This window comes from Streptomyces sp. NPDC004610, assembly GCF_040609715.1.
Taxonomy (GTDB): Bacteria; Actinomycetota; Actinomycetes; order Streptomycetales; family Streptomycetaceae; genus Streptomyces.
Map to the genome: position 1 here is coordinate 55788 of NZ_JBEXLA010000037.1, position 26251 is coordinate 82038.

A 26251-nucleotide genomic window follows, 5' to 3' on the forward strand; every position below is an offset into this window, starting at 1 on the left:
TCAGGGGTACGGCGACGGCCCGCCCGGTGAATACCGGACGGGCCGTCAACTGGCTTGTAACCGCTACTGAATCATCGATTCCGCAGTGGTTCCGCGGTGGTTCCGCGGTGGGTTCCGACCCTCGGTTCAGTCGTCGGTCGACGCGGACACCGAGGTCACGGAGGACAGGGTCTGCTCCGCCGCCGCCGTCTTCTTCGCGGCGGTCTTCTTGGTCGCGGCCTTCTTCGCCGTGACCTTCTTCGCGGCGGTCTTCTTGGCCGTGGTCTTCTTGGCGGCCGTCTTCTTCGTGGCCGCCTTCTTCGCCGTGGCCTTCTTCGCCGTCTTCCGGGCCGCCGTCTTCTTGGCGGGGGCCTCGTCGGCCGCCGCCTCGTCGGGCTCGTCCACCGGGGTGTCACCGGTGACCTCCGGCGCGGCCGACGGGACGACCACGACGGCCGTCTCCTCGGACGCGGTCGGCGCGGTGGCCTTGCGGACGGCACGGCGCCGGGGGCGGGCGGGGGCGGCGGGCTCGGGGGCCTGGGCGGCCTCGGGTGCCTGGGGCGGCTCAGGTGCCTCGACCGGGGTGGTCGCCTCCGTCGCCTCCGTCGCCTCCGGTGCCTTCGCGGCCGGTTCGGTCACCGTGACGACGGTGGCCTCGGCGCCCTCCGGGGCTCCGGCCGGTGCGGAGACCCGCCGGGTCGCCCGGCGCCGGGTGCGGCCCTTGGGGGCGGCGTCGTCGGCCGGCGCGCTCTCCTCGGGGGCGGGGGCCTCGGGGGTCGGTGCGGCGGCCTCGGGGGCCTCGACCACCGGGTCCTCCACGGCGACCGGTTCCGCGTGCGGCTCCGGTGCGGCGGCCGGTGCCTCGCTCGGCGCCACGGCCTGGGCCGCCGCCTCGGTGCGGGGGGCGCCCGCCGGGGCCGACGCGCGACGCCCGGCCCGGCGCCGGGAACGGCCGCCCCGGGACGCGGCGGCCTCCGCCTCGGCGATGCTGCTGAACAGCTCCTCGTCCGGCTCGAAGGCCGGGGAGGTCAGCGCGACCGGCTCGGCGACCTCGGCGGCCACCTCCGCCTCGGTCTCGGCCGCCGGGGTGAGCGGCTCGGCCTCATGGGTGTGGTCCGGGGTCTCGGCCCCGCCCCGCCCGCGCTTCTTGCGCTTGCCGCCGCCACCGCCACCGGCGGCGGTCGCCTGCTCCATGTGCACGATGACACCGCGCCCGTTGCAGTGGACGCAGGTCTCCGAGAAGGACTCCAGCAGGCCCTGGCCGACCCGCTTACGGGTCATCTGGACCAGGCCCAGCGAGGTCACCTCGGCGACCTGGTGCTTCGTACGGTCCCGGCCCAGGCACTCCAGCAGGCGCCGCAGCACCAGGTCCCGGTTGGACTCAAGGACCATGTCGATGAAGTCGATGACGACGATGCCGCCCAGGTCGCGCAGCCGCAGCTGGCGCACGATCTCCTCGGCCGCCTCCAGGTTGTTCCTGGTCACGGTCTCTTCGAGGTTGCCGCCCTGGCCGGTGAACTTGCCGGTGTTGACATCGATCACGACCATGGCCTCGGTCTTGTCGATCACCAGCGAGCCACCGCTCGGCAGCCACACCTTGCGGTCCAGCGCCTTGGCGAGCTGCTCGTCGATCCGGTACGTGGCGAAGACATCGACCTCGGAGGTCCACTTCGAGAGCCGGTCGGCGAGGTCCGGCGCCACATGCGCCACATAGCCGTGGACGGTCCCCCAGGCCTCGTCACCGCTGACGATGACCTTGGAGAAGTCCTCGTTGAAGATGTCCCGCACGACCCGGACGGTCATGTCCGGCTCGCCGTACAGCAGGGTCGGGGCGTTGCCGCTCCTGGCCTTCTTCTGGATGTCGGTCCACTGCGCCTGGAGCCGCTCGACATCGCGGCGCAGCTCGTCCTCACTGGCGCCCTCGGCGGCGGTGCGCACGATGACACCGGCGTCCTCGGGGACGATCTTCTTGAGGATGGTCTTCAGCCGGGCCCGCTCGGTGTCGGGCAGCTTGCGGCTGATGCCGGTCATCGAGCCCTCGGGCACGTACACGAGGTAGCGGCCGGGCAGGGAGACCTGGCTGGTGAGCCGGGCGCCCTTGTGGCCGATCGGGTCCTTGGTGACCTGGACGAGGACCGACTGCCCGGACTTCAGCGCCGACTCGATGCGGCGCGGCCCGTTGGCCATGCCCAGCGCCTCGAAGTTGACCTCACCGGCGTACAGCACGGCGTTGCGGCCCTTGCCGATGTCGATGAAGGCGGCCTCCATCGACGGCAGCACGTTCTGCACCTTGCCGAGGTAGACATTGCCGACGTACGACGTCGACTGCTCCTTGTTGACGTAGTGCTCGACCAGCACATTGTCCTCAAGGACGCCGATCTGGGTGCGGTCGCCGTGCTGGCGGACCACCATCACGCGCTCGACGGCCTCGCGGCGGGCGAGGAACTCGGCCTCGGTGATGATCGGGACACGGCGGCGGCCCTGCTCACGGCCCTCGCGGCGGCGCTGCTTCTTGGCCTCCAGCCGGGTGGAGCCCTTGATGGACTGCACTTCGTCGGACGGCTCGCGCTCGGACTGCTTGCGCGGCTCGCGCACCTTGACGACCGTGCGCTCCGGGTCGTCGGAGGAGCGGTCGGGCCCGTCGCCCTCGCCGGAGGAGTCCCCGGCCCGGCGACGACGGCGGCGGCGACGGCGGCTTCCGGCGGACGAGCCCCCGGAGTCCTCGGCGCGGTCGTCGTCCTCGGCGTCCTCGTCGAGCTGCTCGGCGGTGTCCTCGGCGTCCTGCGCGGCCTGCTCGGCGGCGCTGTCGTCACCGTCGTCGGACAGATCGCCGTCGGCGGCCTCCCCACGGCGGCGGCGGCGGCCACCCCGGCGACGGCGGCGGCGCGAACCGGTCTCCTCGGAGTCGTCGGAGTCGTCGGCCTGCTCGTCACCGTCGTCCGTGTCGGTGTCGGTGGTGTCGGCGGCGGGCTCCTCGTCCTCGGCCGGGGCCTCGGCGCGGGGCTCGGCCTCCTCGAAGGCGGCACCCCGGCGGCGACGGCGGCGGCCCCGGGGGCCGGACGCCTCCTCGGCGGCCTCGGCGGACGGCTCCGCCGTCGGGGCCTGCGGCGCGGTCACGGGTGCGGTCTCGGCGGGCTCCTGGGGGGCGGCCTGGAAGGGCTCCGCCGCCACCGCGGCGGCCTCGGCGGCGGCCCGCTCGGGCGTCTGGAAGCGGGGCTCGGCGAACACCGGCGCCTGGAACACGGCGACGGCGGGGCGGGCCGGGCGGCGCGGGGCGTCGTCCTGCTCCTGGGCCGCGGCGGTGCGCGCCGAGGTCTTCGGGGCGGTCGCGGGGGGCGCGGCGAACCCGGTGGCGGGCTTGCGGGCGACCCTGCGGCGGCGCCGGGGGGAGGTGTCGTCGTCGGCGTCGGCATCGGCCTCGGGGGCCTGGGCCTGGGCCGCGGCCTTCTTGGCGGGGGCCGGCTCCGGGACCTCGGGCGCCTGCGGCGCCTCGGCCTGCTCGACAGCCGGTTCGGCGCTCTCAGCGGCCGGGGCCGTCACACGGCGGGTGGCCCGGCGGCGCGTACGCCGGGGGGCTGCGTCGTCCTCCGCGGCGGGGGCGGACGCGGGGGTCTCGGGCACCGCCGGGGTGTCCTCGGCGGGCTGCTCGGCGGCGACCGGCTCCGGCGCACCGGCTGGCGCGGTGGCCCGGCGAGTGGCACGACGGCGGGTGCGCGGCGGCGCGGGCTCCTCGGCGGCGGGGGCCTCGGGCGCCTCGGCGACCGGCGCGGCGGCCGGGACCACGGTCTCGGCGGCGTCGGCGGCGGTGGGCGACCCCACGGGCGCGGAGGCCCGGCGGACGGCACGGCGGCGGGTCCGGGGGGCGGGCTCTTCGGTGACCGGCGCGGCGGCCCGGTCGGCGCCCGCCCCGGTGTTCTCTCCGGTGATCTCTTCGGTCTCTTCGATGGTTTCGATGGTCTCGTCGTTCGTCTCAGGCGTCTCGGCCGTCACAGTGGTCTCCTCGGCCCCGGCGGTCTCCGCGGCCTCTACGGCCTTCGCTGCCTCTACGCCGTCGTCGGCGCCCTTGTCGTCGCCTTCGGCGGCCAGGGCGTTCCCGGTGATCGGCGCGAGGGTCTCGGCCGGTGCGGCGGAGGGGCCGGCCGGTGGTCCGGCCGGGCGGGACGCCGCCCTGCGCCGACGGCGCGGCGGCAGCGTGTCGCTGGGGGTGTTCTGGGCGGAGTCGGTGGTGTTGTCCGCTGACTCCGCGGGTTCGGTCGGTTCGAGCATGCGGGCGTTTCTCCCGTCAGGCTTCCGGGCGCCGCGCATGGTCCGGCGGGAAGGCCGGTGACGTCCGCGGCTCGCGCAGTGCGCGTGCGCCGCCGTCCGGGGCGCGGGCGCCGCACGGAAGCTCTCTGTGTCTTGTCTCGCCGGTTCCGTATGCCTTGTCGCGTACGGCCTGGCGAAAGTCTTCTGGTCGGTGCGCTGCCCGACCCAGGTGGCTCCCGAGTACGAGGGCGGCGCTTGCGGCGTGCGTCCTACGCGGGACCTTCCCTAAGCAGGCGCCTTCGCGGCGGCGGTCGGGGCGGCCGGAGTAAGGGCCGCATCCGCCTCGCGGTCGGGCGTGAGCGGGTCGGTCACCGTGCCGGTCTCTTCATCGAACAGCCCCTGCGCCAGCCTGGTCACCGCTGCGGGGACCGGCGGCGCCAGGTCGGCCACGGCGCGGAGACCGGACAGGACGTCGTCGGGTCGAACGGCAGGCGTCACGTGCCGAACAACCAGCCGCAGTATCGCACAGGGCCGGTCGGTCGGCCTATCAGCCGACGAACCCGGTGTTGCCACCCCGTCGCCGGCCGGGTCGCTCGTCAGGCTCGCCACGGCCTGGCGGGCGTCGAACGTCCGCATCCCGTTCTTGGTCAGACGCTGCACCTCGACGGTCTCGGCCGCGTTGAACGCGGCGACCGCGCGGGCGGCGTCCAGGGGTGCCACACCGTCGAGCCGCAGCTCCCACACGGAGGCGGTGAGCCGGTCGGCGAGCCCTGATGTACGGGCCTCGACGGCGTCGACGATGTCGAGGCCCGGGGGCAGCGACTCGTCGAGGAGGGCGCGCAGCCGCTGCGGGTCGCGCGGCGCGGTGAGCGCGATCTCCAGATACTCCGCCTCACTGCCCGTGCCGGTGGGTGCGGCATTGGCGTACGACACCTTGGGATGCGGCGTGAACCCCGCCGAGTACGCCATGGGCACCTCGGCACGGCGCAGCGCCCGCTCGAAAGCGCGCTGGAAGTCGCGGTGGCTGGTGAACCTCAGGCGGCCACGCTTGGTGTAACGCAGTCGGATGCGCTGCACCGCGGGTACCGGCGGCGGGCCTTCGGGCTGTCGCTTCCCCAGTGTCGTTCAGTCCTTCGTGAGTGCGGTCGTACTGCTACCAAGAGTACGTGTCTCACGCCCCGAAGGTTCCCCAGGTTCCCCGCGGGCCACGGCCTCCGGCCGCCGACGGTCCCCGAGGGGCGGGCGGCGGAGGTCGGCGGGGGTCTGGCGGGCGGTGTCGTGCGCGGCGGGGAGCGTCCTGCGGGCGGTATCCGGCACGGCGGCGGACGGCTGCCGGGGGCCGTCCGGCGTGCTGCGGTCGGGCAGGGGGCGGCGGGCCGCAGCGCGGCGTCCCGTACGGGGTGCGCGACCGGGGTGAGCGCGGTGCGGTGGGCGCAGCGCGCGGGGTCGGCGGGTCGCCATCACGAGACATCCCCCGGGCCCGGCGCCCGCCGGAGTTCCCCGGGCGCGTCGCGGGTCCTCGTCGGGCCCCGGGGGGCGGGCGGGTCGGCAATGGGGTCGGCGATCGGATGGGGGATCAGGACGGCGGTCGCTTCTCCAGGTACGTGCCTGTGTCCGTGTCCGTGTCCGTCTCCATGCCCATGCCCGTACCCATACCCATGCTCATGTCCATGCCCATGCTCATGCCCATGTCCGTTCAGATGCCTGGACGGGCGCTCCGGATGCCGTCCCGGGGTTCCGTCGCGGTCTCGACCGGGTCTCGGGGCGGGGCGGTCAGCAGCGCGGTGAGCAGGGCGCCCAGCGCCGGGGAGTCGTGGTCGGTGCGCCAGGCCAGCTGGAGTTCGGCGCGGGTGGCGCCGGTGCCCGTCAGCGGGCGGAAGACCACTCCGGCCGGGCCCAGCCGCCGGGCCGCCTCGGGGACCAGGCAGACGCCGAGCCCCGCGCCGACCAGGGCGAGCAGGGTGTGCACCTGGCTGGCGTACTGGACGTGGACGGGTGCGGTGCCGGTGCGCTCGAACAGCCGGTCGAGCAGGTCATGGAAGTAGCGGGCCTCGTCGGGGTCGTACATCAGAAACGGTTCGCCGTGCAGGTCCCGTACGTCCGGGGGTGTGTCCCGGGTCGCCAGGGGGTGGGCGGCGGGGAGCGCGGCGAGCAGGGGTTCGCGGGCGAAGGGGCGGCGGGTGAGTTCGGGGGAGGCGACGGGCGGGCGTACGAGGCCCGTGTCGAGGTCACCGGCGAGGAGTGCGGCGCGCTGGGCCGAGGTGACCATCTCGCGCAGCACCAGGTGCACCCCGGGCAGCCGGGTGCGGGCGATGCCGAGGACCGTCTCCAGATGGACGTACCCGGAACTGGCGGTGAAGCCGAAGGTGAGGGTGCCGGTCTCCCCGGCCATCGCGCGGCGGGCGGAGTGCACGGAGCGTTCCGCGAGGCCCAGGATGCGGCGGGCGTCGGCGAGCAGGCTGTGCCCGGCGGCGGTGAGCCGCACCCCGCGCCGCGAGCGGTCCAGCAGATCGACGCCGAGCTGCTGCTCCAGGGCCTGGACGCGGCGGCTGAGCGGCGGCTGGGTCATATGGAGCCGGGCCGCCGCACGCCCGAAGTGCCCCTCCTCGGCGACGGCCACGAACCCGGCGAGCTGCTCCAGCGAGTACATACGGCACCCTTCTGCGACCGGCTGATGCATGAGACGCATCACAGCATGCCGAACCGATATTGGACGCGCATGAACCCGCCCTCCTAGCGTCGGAGCGCCGCCCCGGGAGCCTCGGAGAGGACGACGACGATGACGATGACGACGACCCCCACGCACCCCTCCCCCGCGGCCACCCCCGTCGTCACCGCGCTGCGGGTCGTCCCGGTCGCCGGGCGGGACAGCATGCTGCTCAACCTCAGCGGCGCGCACGCCCCGTACTTCACCCGCAATCTGCTGGTGCTGACCGACTCGGACGGCCGGACCGGGGTCGGCGAGGTACCCGGCGGCGAGCGCATCCGCACGACCCTGGAGGAGTCCCGCGAGCTGGTGGTGGGCGCCCCCGTCGGTGATCCGCACGCCGTGCTGCGTGCCCTGCGGGAGCGGTTCGGGGCGCGGGACGCGGCCGGGCGCGGGGCGCAGACCTTCGATCTGCGGGTGGCGGTGCACGCGGTGACGGCCGTGGAGTCGGCGCTGCTGGACCTGCTGGGCCAGTACCTCGGCGTACCGGTGGCCGCGCTGCTGGGCGAGGGGGTGCGGCGGACGTCCGTCCCCGTCCTCGGCTATCTCTTCTTCGTCGGCGACCGCCGCCGTACCGATCTCCCCTACCGCGACGAGTCCGGCGCCGACGACCGCTGGTCGCGGCTGCGCAACGAGGAGGCGCTGACGCCCGGGGCGGTGGTGGCGCTGGCGGAGGCGGCCCAGGAGCGGTACGGGTTCCAGGACTTCAAGCTGAAGGGCGGGGTGCTGGACGGGCGGGCGGAGGCCGAGACGGTGACCGCGCTCGCCGAACGGTTCCCCGGCGCCCGGATCACCCTCGACCCCAACGGCGGCTGGCCGCTGGCGGAGGCGGTCGCGATCGGCCGCTCACTGCGGGACGTACTGGCGTACGCCGAGGATCCCTGCGGTGGCGAGGGCGGGTTCTCGGGGCGGGAGACGATGGCGGAGTTCCGCCGGGCGACCGGGCTGCGGACGGCCACCAATATGATCGCCACCGACTGGCGGCAACTGGCCCATGCCGTCAAGGCGGACGCGGTGGACATCCCGCTGGCCGACCCGCACTTCTGGACGATGCACGGTTCGGTGCGGGTCGCGCAGCTCTGCGACGCCTGGGGGCTGACCTGGGGCTCGCACTCCAACAACCACTTCGACGTCTCCCTGGCCATGTTCACCCAGGTCGCGGCGGCGGCGCCGGGCGAGATCACCGCGATCGACACCCACTGGATCTGGCAGGACGGCCAGCGTCTGACCCGCGCCCCGCTCACCATCCGGAACGGCCGCCTCACCCTCCCCGACCGCCCTGGGCTGGGCATCGACCTGGACTGGCCGGAGGTGGAGGCCGCCCATGAGCGCTATCACGCCCTCGGCCTCGACGGCCGGGACGACGCGACGGGGATGCAGTACCTGATCCCGGGCTGGAGCTTCGACCCGAAGCGTCCGGCGCTGGTCCGCTGACCGCCACGCCGACCTCGTACACCGACCAGCCCTCGGCCCGACGTCCTAGGCCGCCTCCCGGCGCTCAGGCGCCGCCGTTCACCACGCTCAGGGGCAGCAGTTTCTTGCCGGTGGGGCCGGTCTGGATGTGGGTGTCCATGGCCGGGCACACCCCGCAGTCGAAGCACGGCGTCCACCGGCAGTCCTCGACCTCCGTCTCGTCGAGGGCGTCCTGCCAGTCCTCCCAGAGCCAGTCCTTGTCGAGGCCCGAGTCCAGGTGGTCCCAGGGGAGGACCTCCTCGTAGGAGCGCTCGCGGGTGGTGTACCAGTCGACGTCCACGCCGAAGGGGGCCAGTGCCTTGTCGGCGCAGTGCATCCAGCGGTCGTAGGAGAAGTGCTCGCGCCAGCCGTCGAACCGGCCGCCGTCCTCGTAGACCGCGCGGATCGCGGCGCCGATGCGGCGGTCGCCGCGGGAGAGGAGGCCCTCGACGATGCCGGGCTTGCCGTCGTGGTAGCGGAAGCCGATGGAGCGGCCGTACTTCTTGTCGCCGCGGATCTTGTCGCGGAGCTTTCCGAGGCGGGCGTCGGTCTCCTCGGCGGAGAGCTGGGGCGCCCACTGGAAGGGGGTGTGGGGCTTGGGGACGAAGCCGCCGATCGACACCGTGCAGCGGATGTCGCCGGAGCCGGAGACCTCGCGGCCCTTGGCGATCACACTCATCGCCATGTCGGCGATCTGGAGGACGTCCTCGTCGGTCTCGGTGGGCAGGCCGCACATGAAGTACAGCTTCACCTGGCGCCAGCCGTTGCCGTAGGCGGTGGCGACCGTCCGGATCAGGTCCTCCTCGGAGACCATCTTGTTGATGACCTTCCGCATCCGCTCGCTGCCGCCCTCGGGGGCGAAGGTGAGGCCGGAGCGGCGGCCGTTGCGGGTCAGCTCGCCCGCGAGGTCGACATTGAAGGCGTCCACGCGGGTGGAGGGGAGGGAGAGGCCGACCTTGTCCTGCTCGTAGCGGTCGGCGAGGCCCTTGGCGATGTCGCCGATCTCGCTGTGGTCCGCGGAGGACAGGGAGAGCAGGCCGACCTCCTCGAAGCCGGTCGCCTTCAGGCCCTTGTCGACCATGTCGCCGATGCCGGTGATGGAGCGCTCGCGCACCGGGCGGGTGATCATGCCGGCCTGGCAGAAGCGGCAGCCCCGGGTGCAGCCGCGGAAGATCTCCACCGACATGCGCTCATGGACCGTCTCGGCGAGCGGGACCAGGGGCTGCTTGGGGTAGGGCCACTCGTCCAGGTCCATCACCGTGTGCTTGGAGATCCGCCACGGCACGCCGGAACGGTTCGGTACGACCCGCCCGATCCGGCCGTCCGGCAGGTACTCCACGTCGTAGAAGCGCGGGATGTAGACGGCGCCGGTCTTCGCCAGGCGCAGCAGCACCTCGTCCCGGCCGCCGGGGCGGCCCTCCGCCTTCCAGGCCCGGATGATCCGGGTCATGTCCAGCACGGCCTGCTCGCCGTCGCCGATGACCGCCGCGTCGATGAACTCGGCGATCGGCTCCGGGTTGAACGCGGCATGGCCCCCGGCGAGGACGATCGGGTCGTCGACGGTGCGGTCCGCGGCGGCCAGCGGGATGCCGGCCAGGTCCAGCGCGGTCAGCAGATTGGTGTAGCCCAGCTCGGTGGAGAAGGACACCCCGAGCACGTCGAACGCCTTCACCGGGCGGTGCGCGTCCACCGTGAACTGCGGCACGCGGTGCTCACGCATCAGCGCCTCCAGATCCGGCCACACGCTGTAGGTGCGCTCGGCGAGGACGCCCTCCTGCTCGTTCAGCACCTCGTAGAGGATCATGACGCCCTGGTTGGGGAGCCCGACCTCGTACGCGTCCGGGTACATGAGCGCCCAGCGCACATCGCAGGAGTCCCAGTCCTTCACGGTGGAGTTCAGCTCTCCACCGACGTACTGGATCGGCTTCTGCACATGCGGGAGCAAGGCTTCGAGCTGCGGGAAAACCGACTCGGCAGACATCGCGGACTTTCGTGAGCTGACGGGGGCGCCCCCGGCCGGAGGCCGATCCGGGGAAGAGGAGTGACCATCCAGCCTAACGCGACCGGAGGGGCGGTCCGTACGGGCTGGTGGTCGGTGGGGTGGGTGGGGGCAACAGTGGGGAATGGGGGGTGGGGAGTGGGGGGGATCCGGGTCACACCGGTGCTGTCTTGCGGATCGGACCCCACACCCCCGGCAGCTCGCGTTCCACGTCCGCCGCTCGTTGTTCCTCCCGGCCGTACAGGACGCCGTAGGTGAACGCGCTCTCCCCCGCCGTGTGGGCCTGGCGGGACAGGTCGCGGAGGGCCTCTCGGGTCATCACGCTGTCCTGGTGGTCGCCGAGCAGGCTCTGGAGCGACTTCATCGACTTCACCAGCCCGCCCGCCGGGGCCCCGAGCGCCGGGACGGCCGCCTCCGCCGCGTACCGGGCCCGCTTCGCCTTCTTGCGGGCCTCGTGCAGCGCGAAGTCCCGGTCGTGCCCGGGGGGCAGCTCCAGCGCCTGGTCCACCAGCGCCGCCAGCTTGTCGACGTCCTTGCGGACGGCCTTGGCGATCACCTTCGCCGGGTCCCCCGCGGCCGGCTCCAGCAGGGGCGGCTCGGCCAGCAGGGTGTCCAGCGCGCCGAGCAGCGCCAGATACCGCCGCCCGTCCAGTACGGCGATCAGCCGGCGCCGGGAGCCGCCGCGCCGGGCGTGGGACCAGGTGCGCAGCCGGGTGCGGACCGGGCCGACGGTCAGGATGCGGGGCAGGGCGCCGATGGTGTCGGTGAGCCGCTCGGTCAGCACCTCCTGGTCCCGGTCGACGCCCAGCTCCCCGGCGAGCCACTTCAGCTCCTCGCCGATCGGGTCGGTCACCGCCCGGTCCAGCAGCTTCCCGTACGACTTGAAGGCGCTGCGGGTGCGCCGGGTCGCCACCCGCATCCGGTGCACCGAGTCGTACGCGTCCCGGCGCACGGCCGGGTCCAGCGCCACGATCGTGTCCCGCTGCTCGCGCAGATACGCCAGCACATGGTCCCCGGCGGTGACCGGCGGCGCCGGTGTGCGGTCGGCCTTCCGGTGCTTGCGCTGCTTCTTCGGGGCGGTCTCGGTGAGCGCCCGCGCCAGCTTCGAGGGGGACTTCGACGGCCGTACCCCCGCCTTGCGGAGCCGCTTCTCGACCTTGTCGAGCACGGCCGGGTCCGCCCCCTCGGCCAGCTCCACCTCGATCTCGGTCCACTGTGCCCGCCCGCCGCCCCCGGTGAGCCGCTCGGCCCGTACGGCGTCCACGCTCACCTCCGCCAGCAGCCGGCCCTCGCCGTCGGTCAGCTCCCGGACGTCCCGCGCGGAGCGCAGCCGCACCACCGGCAGCAGCTCGGTGTCCCTGACCCGGGACCGGATCAGCGCGGCGAGTTCGCCGGGCAGGGTGTCGGACAGGGGGGACTGGATCTCGTCCCGCACCCCGGGGGACACCGGGAACTTCAGATGCCAGCCCGCGTCCGAGCCCCCGGTGCGGCGGCGCAGGGTGATGGCGGCCCCGGCGAGGCGTTCGTCGGCGGTGTCGTAGTAGGTGGCGTCCAGTTCGGCGACGCCCTTGTCCACGACCGCCGCCACCCCGGCCACTCCGGTCAGATCCGGCAGGCCGCTCTCGTCGGATTCGTATTTGCGCTCGATTTCACGCTTCGTCTCCGCCATGAACCGACCCTAATGGCAGTCACGCCGCGATGGCAGAGTGCACCCCGGGTGAACCGGAGGAAAACGCCCGGCGAGGACGCAGCGCACAGCAGCCTGCCGGACCCCGGATCCGCCGGACCCCGGATCCGCCGGACCCCGGACCCGCCGCACACCAGCCCGCCGGACCGCGCGTCCGCCGCACGGCTCACGCCGACATCGGACGCTGCACTCTGATCGACTGCAACAACCCCACCGCCACCCACACGGCGAACATCGACGACCCTCCGTACGACACGAACGGCAGCGGCAGACCCGTCACCGGCATGATCCCGAGGGTCATCCCGATGTTCTCGAACGCCTGGAACGCGAACCAGGCCACGATCCCGGCCGCCACGATCGTCCCGTACAGCTCGGTCGTCTCCCGGGCGATCCGGCACGCCCGCCAGAGCAGGACGCCGAGCAGCACGATGATCAGTCCGGCACCGAGAAAGCCCAGCTCCTCACCGGCCACCGTGAAGACGAAGTCGGTCTGCTGCTCCGGCACGAACTGCCCGGTGGTCTGCGAGCCCTCGAACAGCCCCGACCCGGTCAGCCCGCCCGAACCGATCGCGATCCGCGCCTGATTGGTGTTGTACCCGACCCCGGCCGGGTCCAGCTCGGGGTTGGCGAACGCGGCGAAGCGGTTGATCTGGTACTCGTCGAGGATGCCGAGCTGCCAGATCGCGAGCGCGCCGGTGGTGCCCGCGCCCAGCAGGCCGAAGATCCAGCGGTTGGAGGCACCGGAGGCCAGCAGCACCCCCAGCACGATGATGACCATCACCATCACCGAGCCGAGGTCCGGCATCAGCATCACGATCAGCATCGGCACGGTCGCCAGCCCCAGCGCCTGGAGCACCGTCCGGTGGTCGGGGTAGAGCTTGTCGCCCGCGTCCACCCGCGCCGCCAGCAGCATCGCCATGCCCAGGATGATGGTGACCTTCACGAACTCCGACGGCTGGAGCGAGAACCCGCCGCCGACCTGGATCCAGGAGTGGGCGCCGTTGACCGTCGAGCCGAGCGGGGTGAGCACCAGCAGGATCAGCAGGACCGACGCCCCGTAGAGGATCGGCACCGCCGTACGCAGGGTGCGGTGGCCGAGCCAGACCGTGCCGATCATCAGGGCGAAGCCGATACCGGTGTTGAGCAGATGCCGGAACAGGAAGTAGTACGGGTCGCCCTGGTTCAGCTCGGTGCGGTTGCGGGTCGCCGACCAGACCAGCAGCGAGCCGATCAGGGACAGCGCGAGCGCCGACAGCAGTATCGGCCAGTCGAGCCGGCGGGCCAGCGAGTCCCGGGCCAGCAGCCGGGTCCATCCGGCCCGCTCCGGCCCGTACCCGGACACCTGGAAGCTGTTCGCCCCGGTCATGAGCCCGCCGCCTTCCGGCCGTCCTTCAGCGCGGCCCACACCCCACGGGCGCGCCTCGGCCCGAGCCGCCGGGGCCTGCCGCCGGGCGTCTCCCGATGTCTCCTCGCGGGCAGAGCCGTCACGGCACCCGGCAGGGCCATCGCCGCGCCCGGGAGCCCGGAGGCCGCCGCCTCACCGGCCGGGCCGCAGCATCCCGGCCCCGAACCCGGCCCCGAACCCGAGCCCAAGCCCGAGCCCGAGCCGGAGCCCGTGCCGTCACGCCGCGATCCGCCGCCCGGTCGTCCCCCGCCCCGGCGCCTGCGCCTGCGCGTCTCTCGGTTGGTGTTGGCCTCCGGCGACTGCGGGGCGCCCGCCGGGAGCTGTCCCCCGGTCGGCTCCTCCGGAGCCTTCTGGTACGCCTGCTGGTCCTTCGCCGGGTCCTTGGAGATCTTCGGCGAGGTGATCGTGCCGTCCGTGCGGACCTTCGGCAGGGATGCCTGCGGCGACGGCAGCAGCGCGTTCTTCTCCGTGATCGTGCCGTCGTCGGAGACCCCGTACAGCGCGTCGTATATGTTCCGCACGGCCGGTCCGGAGGCCCCGGAGCCCGTACCGCCCTGGGAGATCGTCATCACGATCGCGTAGTCCTCGGTGTACGTGGCGAACCAGGAGGTGGTCTGCTTGCCGTAGACCTCCGCCGTGCCCGTCTTGGCGTGCATCGCGATCTCGTCCTGCGGCCAGCCGCCGAACCGCCAGGCCGCCGTGCCCCGGGTGGCCACGCCCTCCAGCGCCTCGTCCATCTGCTTGAGGGTCGCCTGGTCGACCGGCAGCTTGCCGTGCGCCTCGGGCTCGATCTCCGTGACCTGCTTGCCGTCGGCGCTGACCACGGCCTTGCCTACGGTGGGGTTGTAGAGGGTGCCGCCGTTGGCGATGGCCGCGTAGATGGTGGCCATCTGGATCGGTGTCACCAGGGTGTCGCCCTGGCCGATGGAGTAGTTGATCTCGTCACCGGCGCGCATCTTGTTGCCTTCGAGGCAGTTCTCGTAGGCGATGACCTCGACGTAGGAGCCGTCCTTCTTGCCGGTCTTGCACCAGGCGTCCTTGTTGGCCTCCCAGTAGTCCTGCTTCCACTGGCGGTCCGGGACCCGGCCGGTGACCTCGTTGGGCAGGTCGATGCCGGTCTCCTTGCCGAGGCCGAACTGATGGGCGGCCTTGTAGAAGTAGTCGTTGGGCTTGCCCTTGGGGTCGATGCCGCCGTCCTTCTTCCACTCGCTGTGCGCGAGGGAGTAGTAGACGGTGTCGCAGGACACCTCCAGGGCGCGGCCCAGGTCGATCGAGCCGTGGTTCTGCGACTCGAAGTTCTTGAAGACCTGACCACCGACCGAGTACGAGCTGGAGCAGTTGTACCCGCCGTCGAAGTCGTAGCCCGCCTGGACCGCGGCGGCCGTGGAGACCACCTTGAAGATGGAGCCAGGGGCGGCCTGACCCTGTATGGCCCGGTTGAGCAGCGGGTAGTTGGAGGACTTGCCGGTGAGCGCCGCGTAGTCCTTGGCGGAGATACCGCCCACCCAGGCGTTGGGGTCGTAGGTCGGGTTGGAGGCCATGGCGACGACCCGGCCGGTCTTGGCCTCCATCACCACGACCGCGCCCGCGTCGGCCTTGTAGTTCTCCTGGGTGTTGCGGTCCCACTCCTTGCGGGCCGCCTTCATCGCCTCGTTCAGCTCGAACTCGGCGACCCGCTGCACCCGGGCGTCGATGCTGGTGACCAGGTTGGCGCCGGGCTCGGCCGGGTCGGCCTCGGCCTCGCCGATGACCCGGCCCAGATTGTCCACCTCGTAGCGGGTGACACCGGCCTTGCCGCGCAGCTCCGCGTCGTACTCCCGCTCCAGGCCGGAGCGGCCGACCTGGTCGGAGCGCAGATACGGCGAGTCGGTGTCCTGGGCCTTCTGGAGCTCGTCGTCGGTGACCGGGGAGAGGTAGCCGAGGACCTGGGCGGTATTGGCCTGGCCCGGCGCGGCATAGCGCCGTACGGCCTGGGGCTCGGCGGTGATGCCGGGGAAGTCCTCGGCGCGCTCGCGGATCTGGAGGGCCTGGCGCGCGGTGGCCTCGTCGGTGATCGGGATGGGCTGGTAGGGCGAGCCGTTCCAGCAGGGCTGGGGGGTCTCGGCGTCGCACAGCCGGACCTTCTCCTGGACCTCCTTGGGCTCCATGCCCAGGACGCCCGCCAGCTTGCCGAGCACCGCGGCGCCGTCGTCCGGCATCTTCAGCAGCTCGGTGCGGGAGGCGGAGACCACCAGCCGGGTCTCGTTGTCCGCGAGGGGCACTCCGCGCGCGTCCAGGATCGAGCCGCGTACGGCGGGGTCGACGACCTGCTGCACATGGTTGCCCGACGCCTCTTTCGCGTACTCGGCGCCCTGGCGGATCTGGAGGTACCAGAGCCGGCCGCCGAGCGTGCCGAGGAGGGAGAGGACGAGGATCTGGATGACGACGAGCCGGATCTGGACCCGTGGGGTCCGGCCGGTCTCGGGGATGTTGGTCACTGCGGCTGCCTCCCCCTCTCAGTGTGTGTGCGAGTACGCGGGCATCGGCGGTACGGAGACCGGTACCAGCACTGGTACCAGCACTGGTACCGGTACCGGTACCGGTACAGCCGATGCCCGTGCGTGTGCATGTACGAGTGATGAACGAGCGGCCGACGGGGCCGGGTTCCGCCCCCGCTCCCCCGTTCGGGTGAACTGCCCTGCGGTCACAGCCGCTTGACCCCCTTGATACGACCGGCCCGAGCCACCCGGGCGCGGGCCGCCTTCACCTTCAGCCCGCCGAGACCGCCGCGCTGGTTGCCGATGCGCAGTCCGGTGCCGGAGGAGAGCCAGCCGGAGGAGATGTCGGTGCTCTTCGCGGCGGCGGAGGACTCGGCCAGCGGGTCGTTCTCCGCGCGGCGGGCCAGCGCCATGACGCCGGGGACCACGAACGGGGCGAGCAGCAGGTCGTACAGCGCCGCCGTAAACAGCAGGCTGGGCAGGCCGACATGGCGGGCGGCGGTGTCGCCGACCAGGGCGCCCACGCCCGCGTACAGCAGCGTCGTACCGATCGCGGCGGCCACGACCACCACCATGGGGGCCGTCGCCGACTTCAGACGGCCGTTCTCCGGCTTGACCAGGCCGGCCAGATAGCCGATCACACAGAGCACCAGCGCATAGCGGCCGGCCGCGTGGTCGGCGGGCGGGGCGAGGTCGGAGAGCAGCCCGGCGCCGAAGCCGATCAGGGCGCCGCCGACATGCCCGTAGACCAGGGCGAGGCCGAGGACGGTGAGCAGCACCAGATCGGGGACGGCGCCCGGCAGATGCAGCCGGGCCAGCACGCTGACCTGGATGACCAGGGCGACGACGACCAGGGTGGTGGAGAGCAGGATCCGGTTGAAGCGCATGAGTTCAGCTCCCCTACTGCCCTTGCGGGTCTCGCTGGTCGGTGGCCCCGGGCAGTTCCTGGGCGCTCGGCAGTTCCCGGCCGCCGCCCTGCTGCTCGGGACCGCCCTGCTGGTTCTGCCCGGCGGGCTCTTCCCCGGTACCGGGCCGTTGTTCCCGGCCGCCCTGCTGCTGCTCGCCGCCCGCCTGCTCCTCCAGCGGCAGTTCGCCGTCGGCGCCCGGCGTCACGGTCACCGTGACGGTCGGGGTGGGAGTGGCCCTGGGCCGGTCGGGCAGTACGGCGTCCCGCGGGTCCTTCTTCGGCGCCTCGACGACCACACCCACGATGTCGAGCTTGCTGAAGCCGACGTACGGCGTCACATACAGGGTGCGGGTCAGATCGCCGCCGGACGGGTCGACCCGGGAGACGATCCCGACCGGCACCCCCGGCACGAACGGCTTGTCGGCCTCGGAGCCGAAGGTCACCAGCCGGTCGCCCTTCTTGATCTCGGCCTTGCCGTTGAGGAGTTCGACCCGCAGCGGCCGGTCGCCCTGGCCGGAGGCGAAGCCGAGTTCGTCGTTGCCCTCCATCCGGGTGCCGACGGTGAAGTCGGGGTCGTTGGCGAGCAGCACGGTCGAGGTGTGCGGGCCGACGGTGGTGATCCGGCCGACCAGACCGTCGCCGTTGAGGACGGTCATGTCGCGCTTGATGCCGTCATTGGCGCCGATGTCGATGGTGATGGTCCAGGAGAAGCCCTGGGCCGCCCCTATGGCGATGACCTCGGCGCCCTTGATGCCGTACTGGCCCTCGCCCGCGAGCTTCAGCATCGAGTCGAGCTGGGCGAGGCGGCTGCGTCCGCGGTCCTCGCTGCCGATCTGCGCCTTCAGCGCGGCGTTCTCCCGCTCCAGTTCGGCGAGCCGGTCATGGCGCTCCCCCGAGTCGCGGACCGCGGCGATCGCGTTGCCCACCGGGTCGACCGCGGAGGCCACCCCGTTCTCGATCGGGCCGAAGACCGTCGCCGCGGCCTGCCGGGCTCCGTCGACGGGTGAGTCCTCACCGCCGCGGATGTCCACCGTGATCAGTGCGAACGCGATGGCGACCAGCAGCACCAGGAGCAGCCGGCTCTCTCGTGTGTCCCTCACGTGCGGCGGCCGTGCCCTTCCTCGTAGGAATTCTCGTGTGGGTGGTGCGTGTATCCGGATACCGCCCCCGCCCGGCACCTCCGGCCCCTTCGGCCCGCCCGTCCCATTCGGCCGATTCGGCCCATTCACCGATTCGGCGGGGCGATGTACCGCGCACCGGATACGAAGCGGATCCGAAGGGGATCCGAAGGGGATCCGGCAGGAACGCGGAACGGACGAAGAGCGGACGAGGAACGGACGAGGAACGGACGCGCAAGGGATACGCGGTGCGGCGATGCGGATACGGATCGGATACGACGTGGATACGAAGCAGATACGGATCGGATGCGGATCAGGCGCGGATCAGATGCGGAACTGATGACAGAACAGCTAACTGATGGCGGAACAGCTGGGGGCGGATACGGGTGGGCGGATACGGGTGGGTGGATACGGAACGGATAGATGTAGGGAGCTTATGCCGGTTAATCAACGATCCGCCGTACGAGAGGGGATCGTCTCGTACGGCGGAATCGAAGAGTTATGTCATCTGCGCGGCTGGGCGTCCAGCACCTGCTGGAGCGCCTCGAACTCCTCGACGCACTTTCCGGAGCCGAGCGCCACGCTGTCGAGCGGGTCCTCGGCGATGTGGATCGGCATTCCGGTCTCCCGGCGCAGCCGTTCGTCGAGTCCGCGCAGCAGCGCTCCGCCGCCGGTGAGAACGATTCCGCGGTCCATGATGTCGCCGGACAGCTCCGGCGGGCATTTGTCGAGCGTGGTCTTCACGGCGTCCACGATCGCGTTGACCGGTTCCTCGATCGCCTTGCGGACTTCGGCGGCGGAGATGACGACCGTCTTGGGCAGCCCGGACACCAGGTCCCGGCCGCGGATCTCGGTGTGCTCGTCGGCGTCGAGGTCGTACGCGGAGCCGATCGTGATCTTGATCTGCTCGGCCGTGCGCTCACCCAGCAGGAGCGAGTACTCCTTCTTGATGTGCTGGATGATCGCGTTGTCCAGCTCGTCGCCCGCGACGCGGATGGACTGCGCGGTGACGATGCCGCCGAGCGAGATGACCGCGACCTCCGTCGTGCCGCCGCCGATGTCCACCACCATGTTGCCCGTGGCCTCGTGGACCGGGAGACCGGAGCCGATGGCCGCGGCCATGGGCTCCTCGATGATGTGCACCTGACGGGCGCCGGCCTGGGACGACGCCTCGATGACGGCACGGCGCTCGACGCCCGTGATACCGGACGGCACACAGACGACGACCCGCGGCCGGGCGAGATACCGCCGCTTGTGAATCTTCAGGATGAAGTAGCGGAGCATCCGCTCGGTGATCTCGAAGTCGGCGATGACGCCGTCCTTCAGCGGACGCACGGCCACGATGTTGCCCGGGGTGCGCCCGATCATCTTCTTCGCTTCGGCGCCGACCGCGAGAATTCCACCGGTGTTGGTGTTGATCGCGACGACGGACGGCTCGTTGAGTACGATCCCGCGACCCCTGACGTACACCAGCGTGTTGGCGGTCCCGAGGTCGACAGCCATGTCACGGCCGATGAACGACATTGAGTTCCCCATCAGGATTCGTCTGGCCTTCCCACGGAGCTTTGAGGGCTTTTCAGGTAGGCGAGGTGGGTGCGGTGACGTGAAGGCTTCCATCGTAGACGCGCCTGCACGAACACCGCGCGAGGGTCTTCGCCATTGTCACCAGATGGCGAACCGCCTCGCTTGTGGAGACGGTCCATCGGGGGCATTCGTTCCCCCGATCGCCACGCATATGCCAAAGGGCGGCCGAAAACGCCCGGCCGCCCCACCATGGTCCCAGCATGGCCGATGTGATCCGATTGACATCCCGTCAGGAACGTCCACGAAAACTCCCCCGGACGGCACGCCCCCGGATGGGCCAATTCCGTCCGCGTCGACACCGCGGGGAGGGACGTCCCCGCATCGACACCGCGGGGAGGGACGCGATACGTCAGCCGCGGCCCGGGAAGAAGATCTTCACCTCGCGCTCGGCGGACTCCTCCGAGTCGGACGCGTGGATCAGGTTCTCGCGCACGATCACCCCGAAGTCACCGCGGATGGAACCGGGCGCGGCGGCGATCGGGTCGGTCGGGCCGGCCAGCGCGCGCACCCCCTCGATGACCCGGTCGCCCTCGACGATCAGCGCCACGACCGGACCGGAGGCCATGAACTCCATGAGCGGCTCGTAGAACGGCTTGCCTTTGTGCTCGCCGTAGTGCTGCTCCAGCGTCTCCTGGTCCAGCGTGCGCAGCTCCAGCGCGGTGATCCGCCAGCCGGCCTTGCGCTCGATACGGCTGATGATCTCGCCGGTCAGTCCGCGCCGCACGGCGTCGGGCTTGAGCAGGACGAGGGTGCGCTGGGTCACGGGAGGACTCCTTCTTACTGCCTTGACTTACTGCCTGACGGTGTACGTGCTGTGCGTGCGGTGGGACGAGGCTACAGGGCTGCCCTGAGCCGTCCTCACGCAGCGTCAGGCGAGGCATCGGGCGCCGGGCCGCCCTGCGCCGCGAATCTCGCCCTGGCCTCGTCGATCTTCCGCCCGTAGTGCACCGACGCCCACCACAGCCCGGCGAACATCGCCCCCAGGAAGAACATCAGCGGCACCACGAACCCGGACAGGATCAGCGCCCCCTGGAGCGCCCAGCCCAGTGCGATGCCCCCGGGCCGGGTGGCCAGCCCGCACAGCACCAGCGACGCGAACATGGCGATCCCGCACACCGTCCACACCGTCTGGGTGGACAGATCCGGGTCCTTCATGGCGACCAGCCCGGCGAAGCCGATGATGAAGATCTCGCCGATCAGGGTCGACGACGTGAGCGTACGCATGACGTCTGGACTCAGCCCTTCCCCAGCAGCAGCCGGGCCTCTCCCACGGTGATGACGGACCCGGTGACCAGCACACCGCCGCCCGCGAACTCACCCTCCTCCTCGGCCAGCGTGATCGCGGCCTCCAGCGCGTCCGGCAGCCGCGGCTCGACCTGCACCCGGTCCTCGCCGAACACCTCCACCGCGACCGCCGCCAGCTCATCGGCGTCCATCGCGCGATGACTGGAGTTCTGGGTGACGACGACCTCCAGGAAGACCGGCTCCAGCGCCTCCAGCAGCCCCCGTACGTCCTTGTCGGCGCTCGCGCCCACCACCCCGATCAGCCGGGTGAACTGGAACGCCTCCCCCACCGCCTCGGCGACCGCCCGCGCGCCCGCCGGGTTGTGCGCCGCGTCCAGCACGACGGTGGGCGAGCGCCGGACGACCTCCAGCCGGCCCGGCGAGGCCACCGACGCGAACGCCTTGCGGACCGTGTCCAGGTCCAGCGGGTCGGAGCGCAGGGCACCGACCCCGAAGAACGCCTCGACGGCGGCGAGCGCCACGGCCGCGTTGTGCGCCTGGTGGGCGCCGTGCAGCGGCAGGTACAGCTCGGGGTACTCGCCGCCGAGCCCGCGCAGGGTGACGAGCTGCCCGCCGACGGCGACGCTGCGCTCCGCGACCCCGAACTCCAGGCCCTCGCGCGCCACCGTCGCATCGACCTCGACGGCCTTCTTCAGCAGCACCTGTGCCGCGTCCACCGGCTGCTGGGCCATGATCACGGTGGCGCCCGGCTTGATGATCCCGGACTTCTCCCCCGCGATCTCGCCGGGCGTGGAGCCGAGCCGGTCGGTGTGGTCGAGATCGATGGGCGTCACGACCGCGACATCGCCGTCGATCACATTCGTCGCGTCCCAGGTCCCGCCCATCCCGACCTCGACGACCGCGACATCGACGGGCGCGTCGGCGAAGGCCGCGTACGCCATGGCGGTGAGCACCTCGAAGAACGACAGCCGGTACTCCTGGGCGGTGTCGACCATCTCGATGTACGGCTTGATGTCCTGGTACGTCTCGATGAACCGCTCGGCGGAGATCGGGGCGCCGTCGAGACTGATCCGCTCGGTGACGGACTGGACATGGGGGGAGGTGTACCGGCCCGTGCGCAGATCGAAGGCGCCGAGCAGGGCCTCGATCATGCGGGCGGTGGAGGTCTTGCCGTTGGTCCCGGTGATGTGGAGCGAGGGGTACGTGCGCTGCGGCTCGCCCAGGACGTCCAGCAGCGCGGCGATCCTGGTGACCGAGGGCTCCAGCTTGGTCTCGCCCCAGCGGGTGGCCAGCTCGGCCTCGACCTCGCGCAGCGCGGCGTCGACCTCCGGGTCCTCGGGGCGGGCGGGGATGTCGCCCCGGGTGGGGGCGGCGCCCTGGGTCCGGAGCGTGCGGCTGCCCGCTTCGATCACGGCGAGGTCGGGGTCGCGGTCGGTCTCTTCGGCGACGATGTCGTCGAACGGGTCGCTGTCGCTGTCACTCACGGGGTCAGTCTAAGGCGGGCGGGGTGGGAGCCGGTGGGGGCGGGGGCGGTGGGGGGTGGCTGGGCCGGGTGGGCTGGTGCGGGCCGGTGGGGCCCGTTCGCGCAGTTCCTCCCCCAGAGGGGGTGCCCCCAGCGCCCCTAAAAAGCAGGGCGTTGCCGCCCCCCGCCCCACGCAGCCAGCCCCGCCCACCTCCCCGCCCTACACCTCCGGCAACCCCGCCAGCTGCGCAGTGATCCGTGTGATGTCCGCCTCCGCCTTCGCCAGGCGGCCCCGGATCTTCTCCACCACCTGGTCCGGGGCCTTCGCGAGGAACGCCTCGTTGCCGAGCTTGCCCGTGGCCTGGGCCTTCTCCTTCTCTGCGGCGGCGAGGTCCTTGGTCAGCCGCTTCCGCTCCGCCGCCACATCGATCGTGCCGGAGAGGTCGAGGGCGACCGAGGCGCCGGACACCGGCAGGGTCGCCGTCGCCGAGAAGTTCTCGCCCTCGGGCTGGAGCCGGAGGAGCTGGCGGATCGCGGCCTCGTGCGGGGCCAGCGCCGTACCGTCCAGGGTCAGCCGGGCGGGCACCCGCTGGCCGGGCTGGAGGCCCTGGTCGGCGCGGAAGCGACGGACCTCGGTGATGACGGACTGGAGTGACTCGATCTCGCGCTCGGCGCCGGTGTCCCGGAAGCCGCTGTCGGTCGGCCAGTCGGCGATGACGACCGACTCTCCGCCCGTGAGGGTCGTCCACAGGGTCTCGGTGACGAAGGGGACGACCGGGTGGAGCAGCCGCAGGGTGACGTCCAGGACCTCGCCGAGGACGCGCTTCGAGACCTCGGCCGGCTCGCCGCCCGCCTGGAACGTCGTCTTGGACAGCTCGACGTACCAGTCGAAGACCTCGTCCCAGGCGAAGTGGAACAGGGCGTCGGAGAGCTTGGCGAACTGGAAGTCGTCGTAGAGGGCGTCGACCTCGGAGACGACCGTGTTGAGGCGGGAGAGGATCCAGCGGTCGGTGGCGGACATCCGGGACGGGTCCGGCAGCGGGCCGTCGACCGTCGCGCCGTTCATCAGGGCGAAGCGGGTGGCGTTCCAGATCTTGTTGGCGAAGTTGCGGGAGCCCTGGACCCAGTCCTCGCCGATCGGGACGTCGACGCCCGGGTTGGCGCCGCGGGCGAGGGTGAAGCGCAGGGCGTCGGAGCCGTACTTGTCCATCCAGTCCAGCGGATTGACCGCGTTGCCGAAGGACTTGGACATCTTCTTGCCGAACTGGTCACGGACCATGCCGTGCAGGGCGATGGTGTGGAAGGGCGGGGTGCCGTCCATCGCGTAGAGGCCGAACATCATCATCCGGGCGACCCAGAAGAAGAGGATGTCGTAGCCGGTGACCAGGACGGAGTTCGGATAGAACTTCGCGAGCGACTCGGTCCGTTCGGGCCAGCCCAGGGTGGAGAAGGGCCACAGGCCGGACGAGAACCAGGTGTCCAGGACGTCGGTGTCCTGGTGCCAGCCCTCGCCGGTGGGCGGCTCGTCGTCGGGGCCGACGCAGACGACCTCGCCGTCCGGGCCGTACCAGACCGGGATGCGGTGGCCCCACCAGAGCTGGCGGGAGATGGTCCAGTCGTGGAGGTTGTCGACCCAGTCGAAGTACCGCTTCTCCATCTCCTGGGGGTGGATCGTGACCCGGCCGTCGCGGACCGCGTCACCGGCGGCCTGGGCGAGCGGGCCGACCTTGACCCACCACTGGAGGGAGAGCCGCGGCTCGATGGTGGTCTTGCAGCGCGAGCAGTGCCCGACGGAGTGGACGTAGGGCCGCTTCTCGGCGACGATCCGGCCCTCGGCGCGCAGCGCGGCGACGATGGCGGAGCGGGCCTCCAGCCGGTCCAGGCCCTGGAAGGGGCCGGGGACGGTGATCACGGCGTGCTCGTCCATCACGGTGATGGCGGGCAGGTCATGGCGCCGACCGATCTCGAAGTCGTTGGGGTCGTGGGCCGGGGTGACCTTGACGGCGCCCGTGCCGAACTCCGGGTCGACATGCTCGTCGGCGACGACCGGGATCGAGCGGTCGGTGAGGGGGAGGCGGATCAGCTTGCCGATGAGGTGCGCGTACCGCTCGTCGCCCGGGTGCACGGCGACCGCGGTGTCCCCGAGCATGGTCTCGGCGCGGGTGGTGGCGACGACGATGGTGTCCTCGCCCTCGCCGTACCGCATGGAGACCAGTTCGCCGTCGTCGTCCTGGTACTCGACCTCGATGTCGGAGATCGCGGTCAGACAGCGCGGGCACCAGTTGATGATGCGCTCGGCGCGGTAGATCAGCTCGTCGTCGTAGAGCCGCTTGAAGATGGTCTGGACGGCGTGGGACAGGCCCTCGTCCATGGTGAACCGCTCGCGGTTCCAGGCGACGCCGTCGCCGAGGCGGCGCATCTGGCCGGAGATCTGGCCGCCGGACTCGCCCTTCCACTGCCAGACCCGCTCGACGAACGCCTCCCGGCCCAGGTCGTGCCGGGACTTGCCCTCTTTGCCGAGTTCGCGCTCGACGACGTTCTGGGTGGCGATGCCGGCGTGGTCCATGCCGGGCTGCCAGAGCGTCTCGAAGCCCTGCATCCGCTTGCGGCGGGTGAGGGCGTCGATGAGGGTGTGCTCGAAGGCGTGCCCGAGGTGGAGCGAGCCCGTGACGTTCGGCGGCGGGATGACGATGGTGTACGGCGGCTTGTCGCTGTTCGCGTCCGCCTCGAAGTAACCGCGCTCTACCCAGCGCTCGTACAGCGGGCCCTCTACGTCGGCCGGCGCGTACTGGGTCGGCAGTTCGATGTGGGGCGCTGGTGGCTGCTGCTGAGCGTTCTCGGTCACGGGCCCAGTTTAGGGGTGTCACGGGGCCGTCCCGAAACGCGATTGCTTTGTAACGGTGGGGACCCCGATGGCCTGCGTTTCCGGCGCCTGGTCCAGGATGTCAGGAACACATAAGCAGCCACAGGGGGAACCTAGAAATGAGCTACAACCAGCCGGGCCCGTACGGCGGGCAGCCCCAGCAGCCCGGACCGCACGGTCAGTCGGGCCCCTACGGACAGCCGGGCCCCTACGGCCAGCAGCCGCAGGCACCGCAGCCCGGCTACGGCTACCCCCAGCAGCCGCCCGCTCCACTGCAGGGCCAGCCCGGCTACGGCTACCCGCAGCAGCCCGGCGCCCCCCAGCAGCCCGGCCCCTACGGCCAGCAGCCCAATCCGTACGGCCAGCAGCCCCCCGGCCAGCCCCCGTACGGGGTGCCGCAGCCCCCGGCTCCGGGTGGCGGCAAGAAGCGGACGGGCCTGATCATCGGCGCGGTCGCGGTGGTCGCGGCGATCGGCGTCGGCGCGTACTTCGTGATCGGCGGCGGCTCGGGCGGGGCGGGCGGGATCGAGGACGACGGCCCGCACAAGCTGAGCGCCCCGGCCACGGTCCTGTCCAAGTACGACCGCTTCGGTGAGCCCACCGAGGAGGAGGCGAGCGCGAGTGACGCCAAGGATCTGGAGAAGGCCGGCATCACCGACCCCACCTCGGTCGGCGCCATCTACTCGACCACCGACCTCGCCGCCATCGAGGACCCGAGCGAGATGAGCGACGCCGAGAACATCACCTACTTCGGCGTGTACGGCAAGGTGGCGGACCCGCAGGCCGCGCTCGACTCCACCTTCGCGGAGATGAAGAAGGAGTCGGGCGGCGAGGACATCACCTTCGTCGGCGAGGCCAAGTCGGTCGAACCGGCAAGCCTGGACGGCGCGGTGATGAAGTGCCAGCAGGCGGAGTCGCCGAGCGTGCTCACCGGGGAGAAGCAGAACACCTATCTCTGCATCTGGGCCGACTACAGCACCATGGGCGTGGTCGAGCCGACCGCCGGCACCACGACGTACACCCTGGACGAGGCCGCGAAGCTGGCGGCGGACCTCCGCAAGGAGGTCCGCGTCAAGAAGTGACGCGGGCGGGAGAAGCGGAACAGGGCAAGCGGAACAGGG

Annotated in this window: 16 protein-coding genes; 2 read left to right on the forward strand and 14 right to left on the reverse strand. The window is 71.8% G+C overall.

Annotated elements, in window-relative coordinates; genetic code table 11:
* Positions 1-126: 126 nt before the first annotated feature.
* The 3 genes from ABZX40_RS32765 to ABZX40_RS32775 all read right to left on the reverse strand — a co-directional run bounded on the left by ABZX40_RS32765 (position 127) and on the right by ABZX40_RS32775 (position 6874).
* The gene (locus ABZX40_RS32765) at positions 127-4245 is read right to left on the reverse strand and encodes an Rne/Rng family ribonuclease (protein WP_355745966.1); all 4119 of its coding nucleotides are present in this window, start codon (positions 4243-4245) and stop codon (positions 127-129) included.
* A 264-nt stretch (positions 4246-4509) separates the two neighbouring features.
* Complete coding sequence (locus tag ABZX40_RS32770) at positions 4510-5301, reverse strand: TIGR03936 family radical SAM-associated protein (RefSeq protein WP_355745969.1); 792 nt, start codon at positions 5299-5301, stop codon at positions 4510-4512.
* Positions 5302-5920: 619 nt separating this feature from the next.
* Positions 5921-6874: a LysR substrate-binding domain-containing protein gene (locus tag ABZX40_RS32775; RefSeq protein WP_355745972.1), complete on the reverse strand. Its 954-nt coding sequence runs from the start codon at positions 6872-6874 to the stop codon at positions 5921-5923.
* 135 nt (positions 6875-7009) lie between these two features.
* On the opposite strand from ABZX40_RS32775, the gene ABZX40_RS32780 reads away from it, so the two are divergent.
* Entirely contained in the window at positions 7010-8365 is a 1356-nt protein-coding gene (locus ABZX40_RS32780; protein WP_355746051.1) for an enolase C-terminal domain-like protein, read from the forward strand.
* A 64-nt stretch (positions 8366-8429) separates the two neighbouring features.
* On the opposite strand, the gene ABZX40_RS32785 is transcribed toward ABZX40_RS32780, so the two are convergent.
* The 11 genes from ABZX40_RS32785 to ABZX40_RS32835 all read right to left on the reverse strand — a co-directional run bounded on the left by ABZX40_RS32785 (position 8430) and on the right by ABZX40_RS32835 (position 25112).
* Complete coding sequence (locus tag ABZX40_RS32785) at positions 8430-10364, reverse strand: TIGR03960 family B12-binding radical SAM protein (protein WP_355745975.1); 1935 nt, start codon at positions 10362-10364, stop codon at positions 8430-8432.
* A 172-nt stretch (positions 10365-10536) separates the two neighbouring features.
* A complete protein-coding gene (locus ABZX40_RS32790; protein ID WP_355745978.1) occupies positions 10537-12051 on the reverse strand; it encodes a CYTH and CHAD domain-containing protein in 1515 nt (504 codons plus the stop codon).
* Between the two features lie 184 nt (positions 12052-12235).
* A complete protein-coding gene (gene rodA / locus ABZX40_RS32795; protein ID WP_355745981.1) occupies positions 12236-13435 on the reverse strand; it encodes a rod shape-determining protein RodA in 1200 nt (399 codons plus the stop codon).
* Positions 13432-15951, reverse strand: coding sequence for a penicillin-binding protein 2 (gene mrdA, locus ABZX40_RS32800; protein ID WP_355745984.1), 2520 nt, complete (start codon positions 15949-15951; stop codon positions 13432-13434). Before mrdA ends, rodA begins: the two co-directional genes overlap by 4 nt.
* Positions 15952-16157: 206 nt before the next feature.
* A complete protein-coding gene (gene mreD / locus ABZX40_RS32805; protein ID WP_355745987.1) occupies positions 16158-16838 on the reverse strand; it encodes a rod shape-determining protein MreD in 681 nt (226 codons plus the stop codon).
* Between the two features lie 13 nt (positions 16839-16851).
* Positions 16852-17958, reverse strand: coding sequence for a rod shape-determining protein MreC (gene mreC / locus ABZX40_RS32810; protein ID WP_355745990.1), 1107 nt, complete (start codon positions 17956-17958; stop codon positions 16852-16854).
* Positions 17959-18480: 522 nt separating this feature from the next.
* Entirely contained in the window at positions 18481-19500 is a 1020-nt protein-coding gene (locus tag ABZX40_RS32815) for a rod shape-determining protein (protein WP_004931372.1), read from the reverse strand.
* A 409-nt stretch (positions 19501-19909) separates the two neighbouring features.
* Entirely contained in the window at positions 19910-20323 is a 414-nt protein-coding gene (ndk, locus tag ABZX40_RS32820; RefSeq protein ID WP_355745994.1) for a nucleoside-diphosphate kinase, read from the reverse strand.
* A gap of 95 nt (positions 20324-20418) precedes the next feature.
* Positions 20419-20784 carry a DUF4233 domain-containing protein gene (locus ABZX40_RS32825; protein ID WP_355745997.1) on the reverse strand — a complete coding sequence of 122 codons (366 nt, stop codon included), beginning with the start codon at positions 20782-20784 and terminating at the stop codon, positions 20419-20421.
* A gap of 11 nt (positions 20785-20795) precedes the next feature.
* Positions 20796-22289 carry a folylpolyglutamate synthase/dihydrofolate synthase family protein gene (locus ABZX40_RS32830; protein WP_355746000.1) on the reverse strand — a complete coding sequence of 498 codons (1494 nt, stop codon included), beginning with the start codon at positions 22287-22289 and terminating at the stop codon, positions 20796-20798.
* A gap of 198 nt (positions 22290-22487) precedes the next feature.
* The gene (locus tag ABZX40_RS32835; RefSeq protein ID WP_355746002.1) at positions 22488-25112 is read right to left on the reverse strand and encodes a valine--tRNA ligase; all 2625 of its coding nucleotides are present in this window, start codon (positions 25110-25112) and stop codon (positions 22488-22490) included.
* A gap of 137 nt (positions 25113-25249) precedes the next feature.
* Between ABZX40_RS32835 and ABZX40_RS32840 the strand changes: the two genes are divergently transcribed.
* Complete coding sequence (locus ABZX40_RS32840) at positions 25250-26212, forward strand: hypothetical protein (RefSeq protein ID WP_355746005.1); 963 nt, start codon at positions 25250-25252, stop codon at positions 26210-26212.
* Positions 26213-26251 lie beyond the last annotated feature (39 nt).